Origin of the sequence: Streptococcus infantis, from assembly GCF_047464415.1 — a bacterium.
In the GTDB taxonomy this organism is placed as follows: domain Bacteria; phylum Bacillota; class Bacilli; order Lactobacillales; family Streptococcaceae; genus Streptococcus; species Streptococcus infantis_AE.
The window spans coordinates 140,019-156,842 of the sequence record NZ_JASHBX010000004.1; the positions used below are offsets into that span (position 1 = coordinate 140,019).

The following is a 16,824-nucleotide window of genomic DNA, read 5'->3' on the forward strand; positions in this document are numbered from 1 at the left end:
TCTATGAAAAACTTACAAACTAGTTCCAAAAAATGGGGACAACTTTTAGTAGTCATTCTCATTAGCTTTTTTAGTGGTGTTTTAGGTACTTTTACCACATTGCAACTCAGTCAAAAACAAAATAGTGGTACGACAACTACAACGACTGTAAGCAAAACAGCTGTAAAAAATGAAAACTCAACTACTCAAGCAGTTGATAAAGTTAAAGATGCTGTTGTATCTGTCATTACTTACTCATCAAACTCTCAAAACAGTTTACTCGGATCTGATGAAACTGATACAGATACCAATGCTGAACAAGTATACAGTGAAGGTTCTGGTGTCATTTATAAAAAGGAAGGGGATACTGCTTACCTTGTAACCAATACTCACGTTATTAATGGTGCTAAAAAAGTTGATATTCGTTTAGCAGATGGTACAAAAGTCCCTGGTGAAATTGTGGGTTCTGATACTTATTCAGATATTGCCGTTGTAAAAATTGCTGCAGATAAGGTCACAACAGTAGCCGAATTTGGTGATTCTAGTCAACTAACAGTTGGAGAAACAGCTATTGCAATCGGAAGTCCTCTAGGTTCTGAATATGCCAATACTGTGACACAGGGGATTGTATCAAGTTTAAATAGAAATGTATCTCTAAAATCTGAAGACGGACAAGCTATCTCAACTAATGCTATCCAAACAGATACAGCTATTAACCCTGGGAACTCAGGTGGTCCTTTGATTAATATCCAAGGCCAAGTCATCGGTATTACATCAAGTAAAATTGCCTCTAATGGTGGAACATCTGTCGAAGGTCTCGGTTTTGCCATTCCTGCAAACGATGTAATTAATATTATTAAGCAGTTGGAAAAAGATGGAAAAGTAACTCGACCTGCTCTTGGAATCCACATGGTTAACTTATCAAATCTTAGTACAACTGATCTTCAAAAACTAAAACTTCCTGGAAATGTTACTTCTGGTGTAGCTGTTCGTTCTGTTCAAAAAAATATGCCTGCCAATGGACATCTGCAACAATATGACGTCATTACAAAAATAGATGATAAAGCTATTTCTTCCACTACTGAATTGCAAAGTGCTCTATATAGTCATTCTATTGGAGACAGTATGACTGTTACTTACTACCGTGATGGTAAGGAAGAAACAACAACTATTAAATTAGATAAGAGTACTAGTGATTTAGATAAGTAGTTTACAGATATGTAAAGTTGCTTTACAGAATATCTAAGTTGTGTTAATGTAGAATTATGGAAGAATTTAAAATTGTTCAAATAAAAGAAATTCAAAAAAATCCCTATCAACCTCGTAAGGAATTTTCAGAAGAAAAAATACAAGAACTTGCACAATCTATTAAGGAAAACGGCTTGATTCAGCCTATTATCGTTAGAAAATCTCCAGTACTTGGATACGAAATTTTAGCTGGAGAAAGGCGGTATCGTGCTTCAATTGTTGCCGGACTTTCAGAAGTTCCAGTCATTGTTAAGCAACTTTCTGATCAAGATATGATGCTTCATTCTATCATTGAGAATCTCCAACGAGAAAATTTAAATCCTATCGAGGAAGCTAAAGCATATCAGTCCTTAATTGATAAAGGTTTTACCCACACAGAAATAGCTGAAAAAATGGGAAAATCTCGACCTTATATTACAAACCTAGTTCGATTATTAGGACTACCTAAACATATCCTGATAGAAGTTGAAAGTGGAAGGCTTTCTCAAGCTCATGCTAGACTCCTCATTCAATTATCAAGTGATAAACAAGATAAACTCTTGAATCGTATTCAAACTGAAAATCTATCTGTTCGACAAGTTGAACAAATACTACAAAAAACGAAGAAGATCAGCAAAAAAGAAAAAAATCACTTTGTCAAAGAAGAAGAGCAAAAATTGAAAAAAATACTCGGATTAGATGTTCAGATTAAGCTACAAAAAAAAGATAGTGGTAAAATTTCAATTTCCTTCCATAACCAAGATGAATACCAACAATTTATTAACAGCCTGAAATAAGGCTGTTATTTTAGTATTCTTAACGAACATAGTTATCCACTGTATTTTAGTTTTTAAAAGCCCAGTATTTCAGAATTTTTCTTAGTTATCCACATTTTGTGGATAACATTTAAAAACATTGTTAATTGTTTTCCACAACTTGTGGAAAAATAATCTTATCTATGGTAAAATGATTCTATCAATAAACCTTTTAAATTCTATAGTAAAGGAGGAGAAAATCATTGAAGGAAAAACAATTTTGGAATCGTCTTTTAGAACTTGCACATGATAAATTAACTCAGTCAGTTTATGATTTCTATATTTTAGACGCAAAACTGGTTAAAGTTGAAGAAAATACTGCAACGATTTTCTTACCCCGCGATGAAATGCAGATATTCTGGGAAAGAAATATCAATGGGATGCTTTTAGCAGCAGGTTTTGAAATCTATGATACTGAAATAAAAGCCCATTATATCTTCACGAAAGTTGAAGAAGCTAGCTCACAAGTAGCTTTCGAGTCTGAAACTGTCAGCGACTATAAAACAAGTCAATCCACTATTCCATATTCTGAAACTGGACTCAAGGAAAAGTATACTTTCGATAATTTTGTTCAAGGGGATGGTAATGTTTGGGCTAAGTCTGCTGCTTTGGCTGTTTCTGAAGATCCAGGATTAACTTACAATCCTCTATTTATCTACGGAGGGCCTGGACTTGGAAAAACTCACCTGTTAAATGCCCTTGGAAATGAAATTCTAAAAAAGAGCCCAAATGCGCGTGTAAAATACATACCTGCTGAAAGTTTCATTAATGAATTCCTAGAGCATTTGAGACTCAATGATATGGAAAAATTCAAGAAAACTTACCGTAGTTTAGACCTCCTACTCATTGATGATATTCAATCACTTAGTGGAAAGAAGGTACAAACTCAGGAAGAGTTTTTCAATACATTTAACGCCCTTCACAATAATAATAAACAGATTGTTTTGACGAGTGACCGTAGACCTGAACATTTAGAGAGTCTGCCTGAACGTCTGGTCACGCGCTTCTCGTGGGGATTAACGACAGATATCACACCACCTGATTTTGAAACACGTATTGCGATTTTACAGAGTAAGACTGAACATCTCAACTATCATTTTCAGAATGATACACTCGAATATTTGGCTGGACAATTTGACTCTAACGTGCGAGAACTCGAGGGAGCACTCAACGATATCAGCCTAATGGCCAAAGTCAAAAAGATTAACGATATCACAGTTGATATTGCAGCTGAAGCTATTCGTGCTCGTAAACAAGACGTTAGCAAAATGATCGTGATTCCAATTGATAAAATACAGACAGAAGTTGGAAACTTCTATGGTGTTAGTGTCAAGGAAATGAAAGGAACTAGACGTGTTCAAAATATCGTTTTAGCCCGTCAAGTTGCCATGTATCTAGCCAGAGAAATGACTGATAATAGCCTTCCTAAGATTGGAAAAGAGTTTGGTGGTAAAGACCACACAACGGTCATTCACGCTCATGGAAAAATCAAATCCATGCTTGAAACAGATGATAATTTACGTATAGAAATTGAAAACATCAAAAAGAAAATTAAATAACTTGTGGATAACTTTTAAAAAATTCTCTTATTTATCCACATCTTTTAAACAAGGCTCTGTCCTTGAGTTTTCTTGATTACAAGTGTTTTTCCACAGATTTCACACGCTCTATTATTACTATTATCCTTCTAATAATAAAAAGAATAAAGGAGAATCCATGATTCATTTTTCAATTAATAAAAACTTATTTTTACAAGCTTTAAATACAACAAAGAGAGCTATTAGCTCAAAGAATGCAATTCCTATTTTATCGACTGTAAAAATTGATGTTACCAATGAAGGAATTACCTTGATTGGATCAAATGGTCAAATCTCAATCGAAAATTTTATCTCGCAAAAAAATGAAAATGCAGGTCTCTTGATTAACTCTTTAGGTTCAGTTCTACTGGAAGCTTCTTTCTTTATCAATGTTGTTTCAAGTCTTCCAGATGTAACACTTGATTTTAAAGAGATTGAACAAAAGCAAATTGTCTTAACTAGTGGAAAATCAGAGATTACTCTTAAAGGAAAAGATAGTGAGCAATATCCACGTATTCAGGAAATTTCTGCAAGCAATCCTTTACTTCTTGAAACAAAACTTCTTAAAAAGATTATCAATGAAACAGCTTTTGCAGCTAGTACCCAAGAAAGCCGTCCTATTTTGACAGGTGTCCACTTTGTTTTAAGCAACCACAAAGAATTAAAAACAGTTGCGACAGACTCTCACCGTCTTAGTCAGAAAAAGTTGACTCTTGAAAAAAATAGCGATGATTTTGATGTTGTCATCCCAAGTCGTTCGCTACGCGAATTTTCAGCTGTTTTTACGGATGATATCGAAACAGTGGAGATTTTCTTCGCCAATAATCAAATTCTCTTTAGAAGTGAAAATATTAGCTTCTACACACGTCTCTTAGAAGGAAATTATCCAGATACCGATCGATTGATTCCAACAGATTTCAATACAACAGTGACTTTTGACGTTGCTAAACTACGCCAGTCTATGGAACGTGCTCGCCTCTTATCAAGTGCGACACAAAATGGTACTGTTAAATTAGAAATCAAAGAAGGAGTTGTAAGTGCCCATGTTCATTCTCCAGAAGTAGGGAAAGTAAACGAAGAAATTGATACTGAAAATGTAAGTGGTGCTGATTTGACAATTAGTTTCAACCCAACTTATTTGATTGAAGCACTAAAAGCTTTGAATAGCGAAAAAGTTACAATCAGTTTTATTTCAGCAGTTCGTCCATTTACTCTAGTTCCAGCTGATACAGATGAAGATTTCATGCAGCTCATCACACCAGTTCGTACAAATTAATGGAAAGAGGTTGAGCCTAGCTCGCCTCTTTTATGATATAATCGAAAAAGAAAAAGGAGACTAACTATGTATCAAGTTGGAAATTTTGTTGAAATGAAAAAACCTCATGCTTGTACGATTAAGTCAACAGGCAAAAAGGCAAATCGCTGGGAAATTACCCGTGTTGGAGCAGACATAAAGATAAAATGTAGCAATTGTGATCATGTGGTCATGATGAGTCGCTATGATTTTGAAAGAAAAATGAACAAAATCATCGACTAGGAACCCAATAGTAAGAGGGTTAGCAAGTTTTCCCTTTTTGTGTTATAATATTGAAGATTGAAATGTGAACGGAGAATGAGAAACTATGGCTTTAACAGCAGGTATTGTAGGTTTACCAAACGTTGGTAAATCAACCCTATTTAATGTAATTACAAAAGCAGGAGCAGAGGCTGCAAACTATCCTTTTGCGACCATTGATCCAAACGTTGGAATGGTAGAAGTTCCAGATGAACGCCTCCAAAAATTGACGGAAATGATTACTCCTAAAAAGACAGTTCCAACAACCTTTGAATTTACAGATATTGCAGGGATTGTAAAAGGAGCATCAAGAGGAGAAGGTCTTGGGAATAAATTCTTGGCCAACATCCGTGAAGTTGATGCGATTGTTCATGTGGTTCGTGCCTTTGATGATGAAAATGTCATGCGTGAGCAAGGTCGCGAAGATGCCTTTGTGGATCCGCTAGCAGATATTGATACCATTAACCTAGAGTTGATTCTTGCTGATTTAGAATCAGTCAATAAACGCTATGCGCGTGTAGAAAAAATGGCGCGTACGCAAAAAGATAAGGAATCAGTTGCAGAATTTAACGTTCTCCAAAAAATTAAACCAGTTCTTGAAGATGGAAAATCAGCTCGTACCATTGAATTTACAGATGAAGAGCAAAAAGTTGTCAAAGGACTCTTTCTCTTGACAACGAAACCAGTTCTTTATGTAGCTAACGTTGATGAGGATGTGGTTGGAGACCCAGAATCTATCGATTATGTGAAACAAATTCGTGAATTCGCAGCAACAGAAAATGCAGAGGTAGTGGTTATCTCTGCGCGTGCTGAAGAAGAAATTTCTGAGTTAGACGATGAAGATAAAAAAGAGTTTCTTGAAGCTATTGGTTTGACAGAATCAGGTGTGGATAAGTTGACTCGAGCTGCTTATCACCTACTAGGACTTGGAACTTACTTCACAGCTGGTGAAAAAGAGGTTCGTGCTTGGACCTTTAAACGTGGCATGAAAGCTCCTCAAGCTGCTGGTATCATCCACTCAGACTTTGAAAAAGGATTTATTCGTGCAGTGACCATGTCTTATGACGATTTGGTAAAATACGGCTCTGAAAAGGCTGTAAAAGAAGCTGGACGTTTGCGTGAAGAAGGAAAAGAATATGTCGTGCAAGATGGCGATATTATGGAATTCCGCTTTAACGTTTAATCAATATTTAAAATAATGTCAATTAGGTTGGAAAAAAATTCCAACCCTTTTGACTTTTGAAAGGAAATATAAATGACAAAATTACTTGTAGGATTGGGAAATCCAGGAGATAAATATTTTGAAACTAAACATAATGTTGGCTTTATGCTGATTGACCAACTAGCCAAAAAACAGAATGTTACCTTTACACACGATAAGATATTCCAAGCTGAGTTAGCCTCATTTTTTCTTAACGGTGAAAAAATTTATCTGGTGAAACCGACGACTTTTATGAATGAAAGTGGAAAAGCTGTTCATGCATTGTTAACCTACTATGGTTTAGATATTGAAGATTTACTGATTATTTACGATGATCTTGACATGGAAGTCGGAAAAATTCGTCTTCGAGCTAAAGGATCAGCTGGTGGTCATAATGGAATCAAGTCGATTATCCAACATATTGGGACACAAGTTTTCAATCGTGTAAAGATTGGTATTGGGAGACCTAAAAAAGGAATGTCAGTTGTTAACCATGTTTTGAGTAAGTTTGATCAAGAAGATTATATCGGTATTTTACAGTCAATTGACAAGGTTGACGATGCTGTAAATTATTATTTACAAGGAAAAAACTTTGAAAAGACGATGCAGAAATATAATGGGTAAGGAAATGGCATTAATCGATTTCTTTTTAGAGAATAAACAAATTCTATCTTGGCATGAGAACTTACCACAGAAACAAAGACAATTATTGCTAGAACTTTCTGGATCAGCAAAATCGTTAGCGATTGCTAGTAGTCTGAAGAGTCAGGATAAGGTTTTAGTGATGACCTCTACATATGGAGAGGCTGAGCGTCTGATTAATGATCTAATCTCCATATTAGGTTCGGATCTGGTTTATCCATTTCTAGTAGATGATTCACCAATGGTTGAATTTTTGGTATCATCTCAGGAAAAGATTTTTTCTCGGGTTGAAGCTTTGCGTTTTCTAAGAGATGAGTTTCAAAGAGGAATTTTAGTTTGTAACGTCGCATCTAGTCGAGTATTCTTGCCGAATCCTCAAGTTTTTGATGATAGTATCTTAGAACTTCAAGTGGGGCAAGAATGCGAACAAAGAGAATTAAAAAATCACTTGATTTCTCTTGGTTATAAGAAAGTTACACAAGTTCAAAGTCAGGGAGAATTTAGCCTTCGTGGAGATATTCTAGACATATTTGAAACCTCTCAAATATGTCCTTATCGGATTGAATTTTTCGGTGATGAGATTGATGGCATTAGAGAATTTGATACTGAAACTCAATTATCAAAAGATAGTCAAACTCAAGTACTAATCTATCCAGCTAGTGATATTTTGTTAACGAATGAAGATTATCATCGTGGTCAGAAATTTTTAGAACATGAGATTGATAAGGCACTTTCTCCAACTTTAAAGTCTTACCTAGAAGAAGTTTTTAGTTGTACGAAAGAGCAAGTTCTTCATGCGGATATTCGCAAGTTTTTGTCTGTATTTTATAAAAAACAGTGGACCTTGACAGACTATTTGAATCAAGTGCCTATTATCTTTGATGATTTTCAAAAAATCATGAACCAGTACGATGCTTTTGATAAGGAAATAGCTAGCTACTTTACAGAAGATTTACATAATAGTAAAGCAGTATCAAGTTTACAATATTTTGCTGATGTAGAAAGTCAGTTTAAAAAATATGTACCAGCGACTTTCTTTTCAAATTTTCAAAAAGGCCTTGGAAATTTGAAATTTAATAATCTGTACCAGTTCAATCAATATCCTATGCAAGAGTTCTTTAATCAGTTTTCTTTTCTGAAAGAAGAAATTGAACGTTACAAAAAATTAAAGTATACGATTGTTCTTCAATCAAGTAGCAAAACTGAACTAAAGAAACTGTCAACGATTCTTGATGAATACGATATTAAAGTTGATAATAGTAATGAAAGTAAAATCTGTAAAGGAACTGTCAATCTTGTTGAAGGAAATCTGCGACATGGCTTTCATTTTGTAGATGAAAATCTTGTATTTATCACTGAATATGAAATTTTTAAAAAGAAGATTAAACGCAAGTATCGAAGACAAAATATCAGTAACGCTGAACGATTAAAGGATTATAATGAACTCCAAAAAGGAGACTATGTTGTTCATCAAATCCATGGTATTGGTCAATATTTAGGGATTGAAACGATTGAAATCAAAGGGATTCATAGAGACTATGTAAGTGTTCTATATCAAAATGGTGATCGTATTTCTATTCCTGTAGAACAAATTCAAACCTTATCTAAATATGTTTCAAGTGATGGAAAAGCTCCAAAGTTAAATAAACTAAATGATGGACGTTTTAAAAAAGCGAAGCAAAAAGTAAAGAGTCAAGTTGAAGATATTGCAGATGATTTAATTAAGTTATATGCAGAGAGAAGTCAACTTAAAGGTTTTGCATTTTCAAAAGATGATGAAGACCAAAACGCTTTTGACGAAGCTTTCCCATATGTAGAGACTGAGGACCAACTTCGAAGTATCGAAGAAATAAAAAAAGATATGCAGGCTCCTCAACCGATGGACCGACTATTAGTTGGAGATGTTGGTTTTGGTAAGACAGAAGTTGCCATGCGAGCTGCATTTAAGGCTGTCAATGATCATAAACAGGTTGTCGTTTTAGTGCCAACAACCGTTCTTGCTCAGCAACATTACAGTAATTTTAAGGAAAGATTTGAACAATTTGCTGTCAACGTAGATGTTTTGAGTCGTTTCAGAAGTAAAAAAGAACAGACTGAAACACTTGAGAAATTAAAAAAAGGTCAAGTAGACATCTTGATAGGGACCCATAGAGTCTTGTCTAAAGATGTTGAGTTTGCTGATTTGGGGTTGATGATTATTGATGAAGAGCAACGTTTTGGTGTTAAGCATAAGGAAGCTTTGAAGGAATTAAAAAAGAAGGTTGATGTCTTAACCTTGACAGCTACACCAATTCCTCGAACTCTTCATATGTCTATGCTAGGTATCCGAGATTTATCAGTCATCGAAACTCCTCCAACCAATCGATATCCTGTACAAACCTATGTCCTTGAACAGAATGATCGTGTCATTCGTGATGCTGTATTGAGAGAAATGGATCGTGGTGGTCAAGTTTACTATCTTTACAACAAAGTTGACACTATTGAAAAGAAGGTTTCAGAGTTACAAGAACTGATTCCAGAAGCTTCTATTGGATTTGTCCATGGTCAAATGAGTGAAATTCGCTTAGAAAATACACTTCTTGATTTTATAGAAGGACAATATGATATTTTAGTGACTACAACAATCATTGAAACAGGTGTAGACATTCCAAATGCTAATACCTTATTTATTGAAAACGCAGATCATATGGGCTTGTCAACCTTGTATCAATTAAGAGGTCGTGTTGGTCGTAGTAATCGAATTGCTTATGCTTATCTCATGTATCGTCCAGATAAAACTTTGACAGAAGTTTCTGAGAAGAGATTAGAAGCTATCAAAGGTTTTACTGAACTGGGTTCTGGTTTTAAAATTGCTATGCGTGATTTATCCATTCGTGGAGCTGGAAATCTATTAGGAAGTTCGCAGTCTGGCTTTATTGATTCTGTTGGTTTTGAGTTGTACTCTCAGTTGTTAGAAGAAGCAATAGCTAAGAAAAATGGAACTGACAAAAAACGTGAAAAAGGAAATGCTGAGTTGATTCTACAAATCGATGCCTATCTCCCAGATGATTATATATCGGATGAAAGACATAAAATTGAAATTTACAAGAGAATTCGTCAGATTGATAATCGTGTCAACTATGAGGGATTACAAGATGAGTTGATCGATCGTTTTGGAGAATATCCAGATGTGGTTGCTTACCTTTTAGAAATTGGATTAGCTAAAGCATATCTTGATAAAGTATTTGTCAATCGTGTAGAAAGAAAGGTTAATAAGCTGGTCATTCAGTTTGAAAAAATATCGCAACAATTATTTTTAACACAAGATTATTTCCAGGCTCTTTCTCAGACAAGTTTGAAGGCAAATATTTCAGAAAATCAAGGTTTAATCGAAGTTGTTTTTGATATTCGTAATAAAAAGGATTATGAGATTTTAGAAGGTCTTTTAACTTTTGGAGAATCATTAGCAAATATAAAAGATTCAAAAGAGTCGAATTAGGTATAACATTTTTCTTCTATAAAAGGGATAAAAATGGTACAATAATAATTTGAGGTAATAAAAATGAGACTAGATAAATATTTAAAAGTATCAAGAATTATTAAGCGTCGTACAGTAGCTAAAGAAGTTGCAGATAAGGGACGTATCAAGGTAAATGGTATTCTTGCAAAGAGCTCTACAGATTTAAAAATCAATGACCAAGTTGAAATTCGTTTTGGAAATAAATTGTTGCTCGTAAAAGTGTTAGAAATGAAAGATAGCACTAAAAAAGAAGATGCTGCAGGTATGTATGAAATTATCAGCGAAACAAGGGTAGAAAACGATGTATAAAAAAATTGTACAAATGAATAATTCTTTTATTCAAAATGAACACCAACGTCGTAAATACTTGATGGAAGAACGACAAAGACGAAATCGTTTTATGGGTTGGGTTTTGATTTTGATTATGTTGTTGTTCATCCTACCAACCTATAATTTGACTCAAAGTTATCAGCAACTACTCGAACGTCGCCAACAGTTAGCCGATCTGAAAAAACAGTATCAAGAATTGAGCGATGAAAAAGATAAAGAATCAAATCTTGCAACCAAATTAAAGGACGAAACATACGCAGCCAAGTATTTGCGTGCAAAATATTACTATTCAAAATCATGGGAGGAAGTTTATACTATTCCGGACTTACTTCCTAGGTAATGTAAAATGGAAAATTTATTAGATATTGTAGAAAAGTTTTTAAGTCAATCAGATGAAAAATTAGAAGAGTTAGCTCAAAAAAATCATCTGTTACGGCTACAAGAAGAAGAGGAAAAAAAGAATGCGTAAATTTTTAGTGATATTACTACTTCCTATTTTTTTAAAAAGTGTCCAAGTAGTAAGCACTGAGAATCCAGTTATCATTCCAAACCAAGAAGTTTATTCCTTAACCCACGCTTCGTATCATTTTTACTATCAAGATGTTATAGAATCTCCAAAATTTTATGGTGAAACGTCTGTTTATTCTACAGAAGATTTGATTAAAGAATCAGGAAAAGTCAATGCAGATACAAAATTATCTGTTTTAGAATGGAGATTAAATAAACAAGGACAGCCTGTCTTTAAATTGTCAAATAATCAATTTGTGATGGCTGATAAACGACTTTTATACGATAGTTCAATTGTCAACGATTTTTCTAAACGAGTATGGTTAGAACCAGGATTTGTCGTTTATAATAGTCCTTATGATCAACAAGAATTAAAGTCTACTTTAGCAGCTTATCAAGAGGTTGAAGCAGATATGTCTATTTTTGCTGAAGGTCGTGAATTCTTACATATCAAACAAATTGGTTGGATTTCGACGGATTACATTTCCAACGATGACAATCGTATCCAGAAAGTACAAGAGTTGTTATCTGCGAATTATCAAAATGAACAGTTTTCTATTTATGTTAAACAATTGAGCACGGGTAATGAAACTGGAATTAATGAAGATCAAAAAATGTACGCTGCTAGTGTTATGAAATTGCCTTATCTTTATTATGTTCAAGAAAAAATCAATCAAGGTGATTACCAACTTGACACGAAATTGAAGTACCTTTCTGAAGTAAATGATTTCCCTGGTTCTTATAAACCCGAAGGAAGTGGAAGCCTCCCTAAAACAGCGGACAATAAAGACTACACTCTCAAAGATTTAATTACAAAGACAGCGAAAGAATCTGACAATGTAGCTCATAATATTCTTGCTTATTATATTACGAATAAATCAGATGAAGCTTTTAAAAAAGAAATGGCTACTATCGCAGGTGAAGAGTGGAACGTAACAGAGAAGTTAGCTTCAGCTAAAATGGCTGGTCAAGTTATGGAATCTATTTATAATCAGAATGGTTTTGTTTTAGAATCGCTATCGCAAACAGCTTTTGATAATCAGAGGATTGCTAAGAATATTTCTGCTAAGGTAGCCCATAAAATTGGGGATGCAGATGAATTTAAACACGATGTAGGAATAGTCTATACAGATTCTCCTTTCATTATTTCAATCTTTACCAAAAATTCTGATTATGATACCATTTCTAAAATTGCTAAGGATGTCTATGAGGTCCTAAAATGAGAGACCAATATTTTTTAAATCATTTTCTAGAAAAAGGTTATTTTAAAGATCATTCACGAGTTGTACTAGCCTTATCTGGTGGATTGGATTCGATGTTTCTCTTTCACCTCCTATCAACCTACCAAGAAGAACTCGGGATAGAATTATTTTTAGCTCATGTAAACCATAAACAACGACCAGAATCAGATGATGAAGAAATTGAATTAAGAAAACTAGCTGAACAAGTTGGAGTTCCAATTTACGTAGCTCATTTTACTGGAGATTTTTCAGAAGCAAATGCTCGTCAATTTCGCTATGATTTTTTTAGAGAAGTAATTGAGAAAACTTCCTCTACAGCCCTTGTAACAGCTCATCATGCAGATGATCAGGCTGAAACGATTTTTATGCGATTGATTCGAGGTGTTAGGTTGCAACACTTATCAGCTATAAAAGAGAGACAAACGTTTGATAAGGGAGAGTTAATTCGTCCTTTGCTGTCTTTTTATAAGAGGGATTTTCCTGAAGTTGAGCATTTTGAAGATAGGACGAATAAAGAAAATCATTATTTTCGCAATCGAGTTCGTAATATTTACTTACCACAACTGGAAAAAGAAAATATTCAGCTAAAGAGAGCGTTTTTAGAGTTTGGAAAAGAAGCATTTGACTATCAAATTGCTCTGACTGAATTATCTCAAACAGTCAATGTGAAAGATTTAGCTCAGTTTTTATCTTTTAGTGAAGCAACGCAACGAGTTTTACTACAACAATACCTTAGTCGTTTTGCTGATTTAAATGTAACAAGAGAACAATTTCAAGAAATTCATCATATTTTAAAAACTAAGAGCCAATATCGCCATAGTATAAAAAATGGTTATGAACTTATAAAAGAATACCAGCACTTTCAAATTGGTAAAATCAGACCAAAGTCTGATGAAAAAAGTAGTGAGTGTGTGTTAAACTATCAAAATCAAGTTCATTATGAAGGTTATTTATTTTCATTTGGAATCCCTCTAAAAGGGGAAAATGTTCAAAAGATGAATGTTTCTCGTGAAACATCGTTGATTTTACGGCATCGACAGTCCGGTGATTATTTGATAAAAAATGGTCATCATAAAAAACTAAGACGACTTTTTATTGATTTAAAAATTCCTAAAGAAAAACGAGAAAAAGCTATTATCATTGAGCAATTTGGAAAAATTTGTTCAGTTTTAGGAATTGAAATCAGTGATTTGAGTAAAAAAATGAAAAATGATATAATGAACACTGTACTTTATATAGAAAAAATAGATAGGTAAAATCATGTTAGAAAAAGATATCAAGAAAATTTTGATTTCACAAGATGAAATTACAGAAGCAGCTAAAAAATTGGGTGCTCAGTTGACAAAAGATTATGAAGGAAAAAATCCGATTTTAGTTGGAATTCTAAAAGGTTCTATTCCTTTTATGGCAGAATTGGTGAAATATATTGATACACATCTTGAAATGGACTTTATGATGGTCTCTAGTTATCATGGTGGGACTGTAAGTAGTGGTGTCATTAATATTAAACAAGACGTAACTCAAGATATTAAAGGTCGACATGTTGTCTTTGTAGAAGATATTATTGATACTGGTCAAACCTTGAAGAGTTTGAGAGATATGTTTACTGAAAGAGAAGCAGCTTCTGTTAAGATTGTCACAATGCTTGATAAACCAGAAGGTCGTACAGTAGAAATCGAAGCAGATTATACATGTTTTACAATTCCAAATGAATTTGTTGTAGGCTACGGTTTAGACTATAATGAAAACTATCGTAACCTTCCTTATGTAGGTGTATTGAAAGAGGAAGTTTACTCAAAATAGAAGGGTAAGTGTTTGAATGCAAAAACAAAATAATGGTTTCATAAAAAATCCATTTCTTTATTTGTTGATGATTTTCTTGCTAGTGACAGGATTCCAGTACTTTTTTGCTGGCAGATCTGCTGGTCATAGTCAACAAATTAAGTACTCAGAATTGGTTCAGGAAATCACTAACGACAATGTAAAAGAAATGACCTACCAACCAAGTGGTAGTGTTATTGAAGTGTATGGTGTCTACAAAACTGCTAAGACAGAGAAACAGGAAACGGGAATTCAATTTTTTACACCCTCTGCTACAAAAGTAGAGAAATTTACAAGTATTATCCTCCCATCAGATACAACTGTAGCGGATTTGCAAAAGCTAGCAAGTGAACATCAAACACAAATTGAAGTGAAACACGAAAGCTCAAGTGGTATGTGGATTAACATCCTGGTTTCAGTAGTACCATTTGCTATCTTATTCTTCTTCCTCTTCTCTATGATGGGAAATATGGGCGGAAATAGCGGACGTAATCCAATGAGTTTTGGACGTAGTAAAGCTAAGGCTGCTAACAAAGAGGATATTAAAGTCCGCTTCTCAGATGTCGCAGGCGCAGAGGAAGAAAAACAAGAACTTGTTGAAGTTGTTGAATTCTTAAAAGATCCAAAACGATTTACAAAATTGGGTGCCCGGATTCCAGCTGGAGTTCTCTTAGAAGGACCTCCAGGAACTGGTAAAACATTACTTGCCAAAGCAGTCGCAGGAGAAGCTGGTGTACCATTCTTTAGTATTTCAGGTTCTGACTTTGTAGAAATGTTCGTCGGTGTCGGTGCGAGCCGTGTACGTTCTCTCTTTGAGGATGCCAAAAAAGCAGCACCAGCTATTATCTTCATTGATGAAATTGATGCCGTTGGTCGACAACGTGGTGTCGGTTTAGGTGGAGGTAATGATGAACGAGAACAAACCTTAAACCAACTCTTGATTGAAATGGATGGTTTTGAAGGAAATGAAGGAATTATTGTCATTGCGGCAACAAACCGTTCAGATGTTCTTGATCCGGCCCTACTTCGTCCAGGCCGTTTTGATAGAAAAGTATTAGTTGGTCGTCCTGATGTTAAGGGTCGCGAAGCAATCTTGAAAGTCCATGCTAGAAATAAACCTTTAGCTGAAGATGTAGATTTGAAATTGGTAGCACAACAAACTCCAGGTTTTGTTGGTGCCGATTTGGAAAATGTATTGAACGAAGCAGCTTTGGTTGCAGCTCGTCGTAATAAATCAGTGATTGATGCTTCTGATATTGATGAAGCTGAAGATCGTGTTATCGCTGGACCATCTAAGAAAGACAAGACAGTTTCACAAAAAGAACGTGAATTGGTTGCCTACCATGAGGCAGGACATACCATTGTCGGTCTAGTATTGTCAAATGCCCGTGTTGTTCATAAAGTTACTATAGTACCACGTGGACGTGCAGGTGGATATATGATTGCACTTCCTAAGGAAGACCAAATGCTTCTATCTAAAGAAGATATGAAAGAACAATTAGCTGGCTTAATGGGTGGACGTGTAGCTGAAGAGATTATCTTTAACGTCCAAACAACTGGAGCATCCAATGACTTCGAACAAGCTACTCAGATGGCGCGTGCAATGGTTACAGAGTATGGTATGAGTGAAAAACTTGGTCCAGTACAATATGAAGGAAATCATGCCATGTTTGGTGCACAAAGCCCTCAAAAATCAATTTCAGAACAAACAGCTTATGAAATTGACGAAGAAGTTCGTTCATTATTGAATGAAGCACGAAACAAAGCTGCTGAAATTATCCAGTCAAATCGTGAAACTCACAAGCTGATTGCAGAAGCATTATTGAAATACGAAACATTGGATAGTACACAAATTAAATCTCTATACGAAACAGGAAAGATGCCTGAAACAGTAGAAGAGGAATCACATGCACTATCTTATGATGAAGTAAAATCAAAAATGAGTGAAGAAAATTAATTATCTTAAATACTATAAACAGAGGAGGCACAAGTTTTCTCTGTTTTTTTAAAAAATTGAGGGAAATCTAATTTAAATCAAAGATTTTTATATAATAGAAAACAAAATACAAGTTCACCTATGTTAATGCTCCCTTAGAGAAAATGATTCAAATTTTCTGAAAATAAGAATGCAAGAGTTACTTGAGTAATATGAAGAAATGTTTTTAAAAAATGATATGTGCTTCATAAAAAACAATTATTGTAAGAAAAAAATTAACCGAAACTCTGGGCAGACGAACGATTTAAAGGCCGCAAAGCCCTTCTCAGAGAGCTGAAGGAAGTAATTCAGGAGAAATGAAAAAAAGTTAAAAAAAGGTGTTGACAAAGTAAGAAAAGTCGGTATAATAGTAAGAGTTGAAAATAACAACTCCGGTCCGTTGGTCAAGGGGTTAAGACACCGCCTTTTCACGGCGGTAACACGGGTTCGAATCC

General features: G+C 34.6%; 15 protein-coding genes. All 15 read left to right on the plus strand.

The window, feature by feature from the left end:
* The first annotated feature begins 3 nt into the window (after nucleotides 1–3).
* The 15 genes from QM460_RS03850 to ftsH all read left to right on the plus strand — a co-directional run bounded on the left by QM460_RS03850 (nucleotide 4) and on the right by ftsH (nucleotide 16,351).
* Nucleotides 4–1,188, plus strand: coding sequence for a S1C family serine protease (locus QM460_RS03850; protein ID WP_045762402.1), 1,185 nt, complete (start codon nucleotides 4–6; stop codon nucleotides 1,186–1,188).
* A 56-nt stretch (nucleotides 1,189–1,244) separates the two neighbouring features.
* Nucleotides 1,245–2,003 carry a ParB/RepB/Spo0J family partition protein gene (locus QM460_RS03855; RefSeq protein WP_414289283.1) on the plus strand — a complete coding sequence of 253 codons (759 nt, stop codon included), beginning with the start codon at nucleotides 1,245–1,247 and terminating at the stop codon, nucleotides 2,001–2,003.
* Nucleotides 2,004–2,224: 221 nt separating this feature from the next.
* Complete coding sequence (gene dnaA / locus QM460_RS03860; RefSeq protein WP_414289284.1) at nucleotides 2,225–3,580, plus strand: chromosomal replication initiator protein DnaA; 1,356 nt, start codon at nucleotides 2,225–2,227, stop codon at nucleotides 3,578–3,580.
* A 157-nt stretch (nucleotides 3,581–3,737) separates the two neighbouring features.
* Nucleotides 3,738–4,874 (plus strand): DNA polymerase III subunit beta, encoded by a 1,137-nt coding sequence (gene dnaN, locus QM460_RS03865; RefSeq protein ID WP_248035104.1) that lies wholly within the window; start codon nucleotides 3,738–3,740, stop codon nucleotides 4,872–4,874.
* A 66-nt stretch (nucleotides 4,875–4,940) separates the two neighbouring features.
* A complete protein-coding gene (locus QM460_RS03870; RefSeq protein WP_000285188.1) occupies nucleotides 4,941–5,135 on the plus strand; it encodes a DUF951 domain-containing protein in 195 nt (64 codons plus the stop codon).
* A gap of 85 nt (nucleotides 5,136–5,220) precedes the next feature.
* Nucleotides 5,221–6,336: a redox-regulated ATPase YchF gene (ychF, locus tag QM460_RS03875; RefSeq protein ID WP_414289285.1), complete on the plus strand. Its 1,116-nt coding sequence runs from the start codon at nucleotides 5,221–5,223 to the stop codon at nucleotides 6,334–6,336.
* Between the two features lie 72 nt (nucleotides 6,337–6,408).
* A complete protein-coding gene (pth, locus tag QM460_RS03880) occupies nucleotides 6,409–6,978 on the plus strand; it encodes an aminoacyl-tRNA hydrolase (RefSeq protein WP_045762397.1) in 570 nt (189 codons plus the stop codon).
* On the plus strand, nucleotides 6,971–10,474 hold the full coding sequence (mfd, locus tag QM460_RS03885; protein WP_414289291.1) for a transcription-repair coupling factor: 3,504 nt from the start codon (nucleotides 6,971–6,973) through the stop codon (nucleotides 10,472–10,474). Before pth ends, mfd begins: the two co-directional genes overlap by 8 nt.
* 63 nt (nucleotides 10,475–10,537) lie before the next feature.
* Nucleotides 10,538–10,804, plus strand: coding sequence for an RNA-binding S4 domain-containing protein (locus QM460_RS03890; RefSeq protein WP_001234970.1), 267 nt, complete (start codon nucleotides 10,538–10,540; stop codon nucleotides 10,802–10,804).
* Nucleotides 10,797–11,165, plus strand: a complete 369-nt coding sequence (locus QM460_RS03895) for a septum formation initiator family protein (protein WP_000277028.1) — start codon at nucleotides 10,797–10,799, stop codon at nucleotides 11,163–11,165. The genes QM460_RS03890 and QM460_RS03895 overlap by 8 nt, the downstream gene beginning before the upstream one ends.
* A 6-nt stretch (nucleotides 11,166–11,171) precedes the next feature.
* Nucleotides 11,172–11,294, plus strand: coding sequence for an SP_0009 family protein (locus QM460_RS03900; RefSeq protein WP_045762396.1), 123 nt, complete (start codon nucleotides 11,172–11,174; stop codon nucleotides 11,292–11,294).
* Nucleotides 11,287–12,555 (plus strand): serine hydrolase, encoded by a 1,269-nt coding sequence (locus QM460_RS03905; RefSeq protein ID WP_414289286.1) that lies wholly within the window; start codon nucleotides 11,287–11,289, stop codon nucleotides 12,553–12,555. The genes QM460_RS03900 and QM460_RS03905 overlap by 8 nt, the downstream gene beginning before the upstream one ends.
* Nucleotides 12,552–13,829 carry a tRNA lysidine(34) synthetase TilS gene (gene tilS / locus QM460_RS03910; protein ID WP_414289287.1) on the plus strand — a complete coding sequence of 426 codons (1,278 nt, stop codon included), beginning with the start codon at nucleotides 12,552–12,554 and terminating at the stop codon, nucleotides 13,827–13,829. The genes QM460_RS03905 and tilS overlap by 4 nt, the downstream gene beginning before the upstream one ends.
* A 4-nt stretch (nucleotides 13,830–13,833) precedes the next feature.
* Nucleotides 13,834–14,376: a hypoxanthine phosphoribosyltransferase gene (hpt, locus tag QM460_RS03915; RefSeq protein WP_373095407.1), complete on the plus strand. Its 543-nt coding sequence runs from the start codon at nucleotides 13,834–13,836 to the stop codon at nucleotides 14,374–14,376.
* A gap of 16 nt (nucleotides 14,377–14,392) precedes the next feature.
* Entirely contained in the window at nucleotides 14,393–16,351 is a 1,959-nt protein-coding gene (gene ftsH / locus QM460_RS03920; RefSeq protein WP_414289288.1) for an ATP-dependent zinc metalloprotease FtsH, read from the plus strand.
* Nucleotides 16,352–16,824 lie beyond the last annotated feature (473 nt).

Excerpts from the sequence above, each read along its gene's own strand:
- hpt (WP_373095407.1), top strand. The coding sequence starts at position 13,834 with ATGTTAGAAAAAGATATCAAGAAAATTTTGATTTCACAAGATGAAATT.
- mfd (WP_414289291.1), top strand. The coding sequence starts at position 6,971 with ATGGGTAAGGAAATGGCATTAATCGATTTCTTTTTAGAGAATAAACAA.
- QM460_RS03870 (WP_000285188.1), top strand. The coding sequence starts at position 4,941 with ATGTATCAAGTTGGAAATTTTGTTGAAATGAAAAAACCTCATGCTTGT.
- pth (WP_045762397.1), top strand. The coding sequence starts at position 6,409 with ATGACAAAATTACTTGTAGGATTGGGAAATCCAGGAGATAAATATTTT.
- ychF (WP_414289285.1), top strand. The coding sequence starts at position 5,221 with ATGGCTTTAACAGCAGGTATTGTAGGTTTACCAAACGTTGGTAAATCA.
- QM460_RS03900 (WP_045762396.1), top strand. The coding sequence starts at position 11,172 with ATGGAAAATTTATTAGATATTGTAGAAAAGTTTTTAAGTCAATCAGAT.
- QM460_RS03850 (WP_045762402.1), top strand. The coding sequence starts at position 4 with ATGAAAAACTTACAAACTAGTTCCAAAAAATGGGGACAACTTTTAGTA.
- ftsH (WP_414289288.1), top strand. The coding sequence starts at position 14,393 with ATGCAAAAACAAAATAATGGTTTCATAAAAAATCCATTTCTTTATTTG.
- QM460_RS03895 (WP_000277028.1), top strand. The coding sequence starts at position 10,797 with ATGTATAAAAAAATTGTACAAATGAATAATTCTTTTATTCAAAATGAA.
- QM460_RS03855 (WP_414289283.1), top strand. The coding sequence starts at position 1,245 with ATGGAAGAATTTAAAATTGTTCAAATAAAAGAAATTCAAAAAAATCCC.
- dnaN (WP_248035104.1), top strand. The coding sequence starts at position 3,738 with ATGATTCATTTTTCAATTAATAAAAACTTATTTTTACAAGCTTTAAAT.
- tilS (WP_414289287.1), top strand. The coding sequence starts at position 12,552 with ATGAGAGACCAATATTTTTTAAATCATTTTCTAGAAAAAGGTTATTTT.
- QM460_RS03905 (WP_414289286.1), top strand. The coding sequence starts at position 11,287 with ATGCGTAAATTTTTAGTGATATTACTACTTCCTATTTTTTTAAAAAGT.
- QM460_RS03890 (WP_001234970.1), top strand. The coding sequence starts at position 10,538 with ATGAGACTAGATAAATATTTAAAAGTATCAAGAATTATTAAGCGTCGT.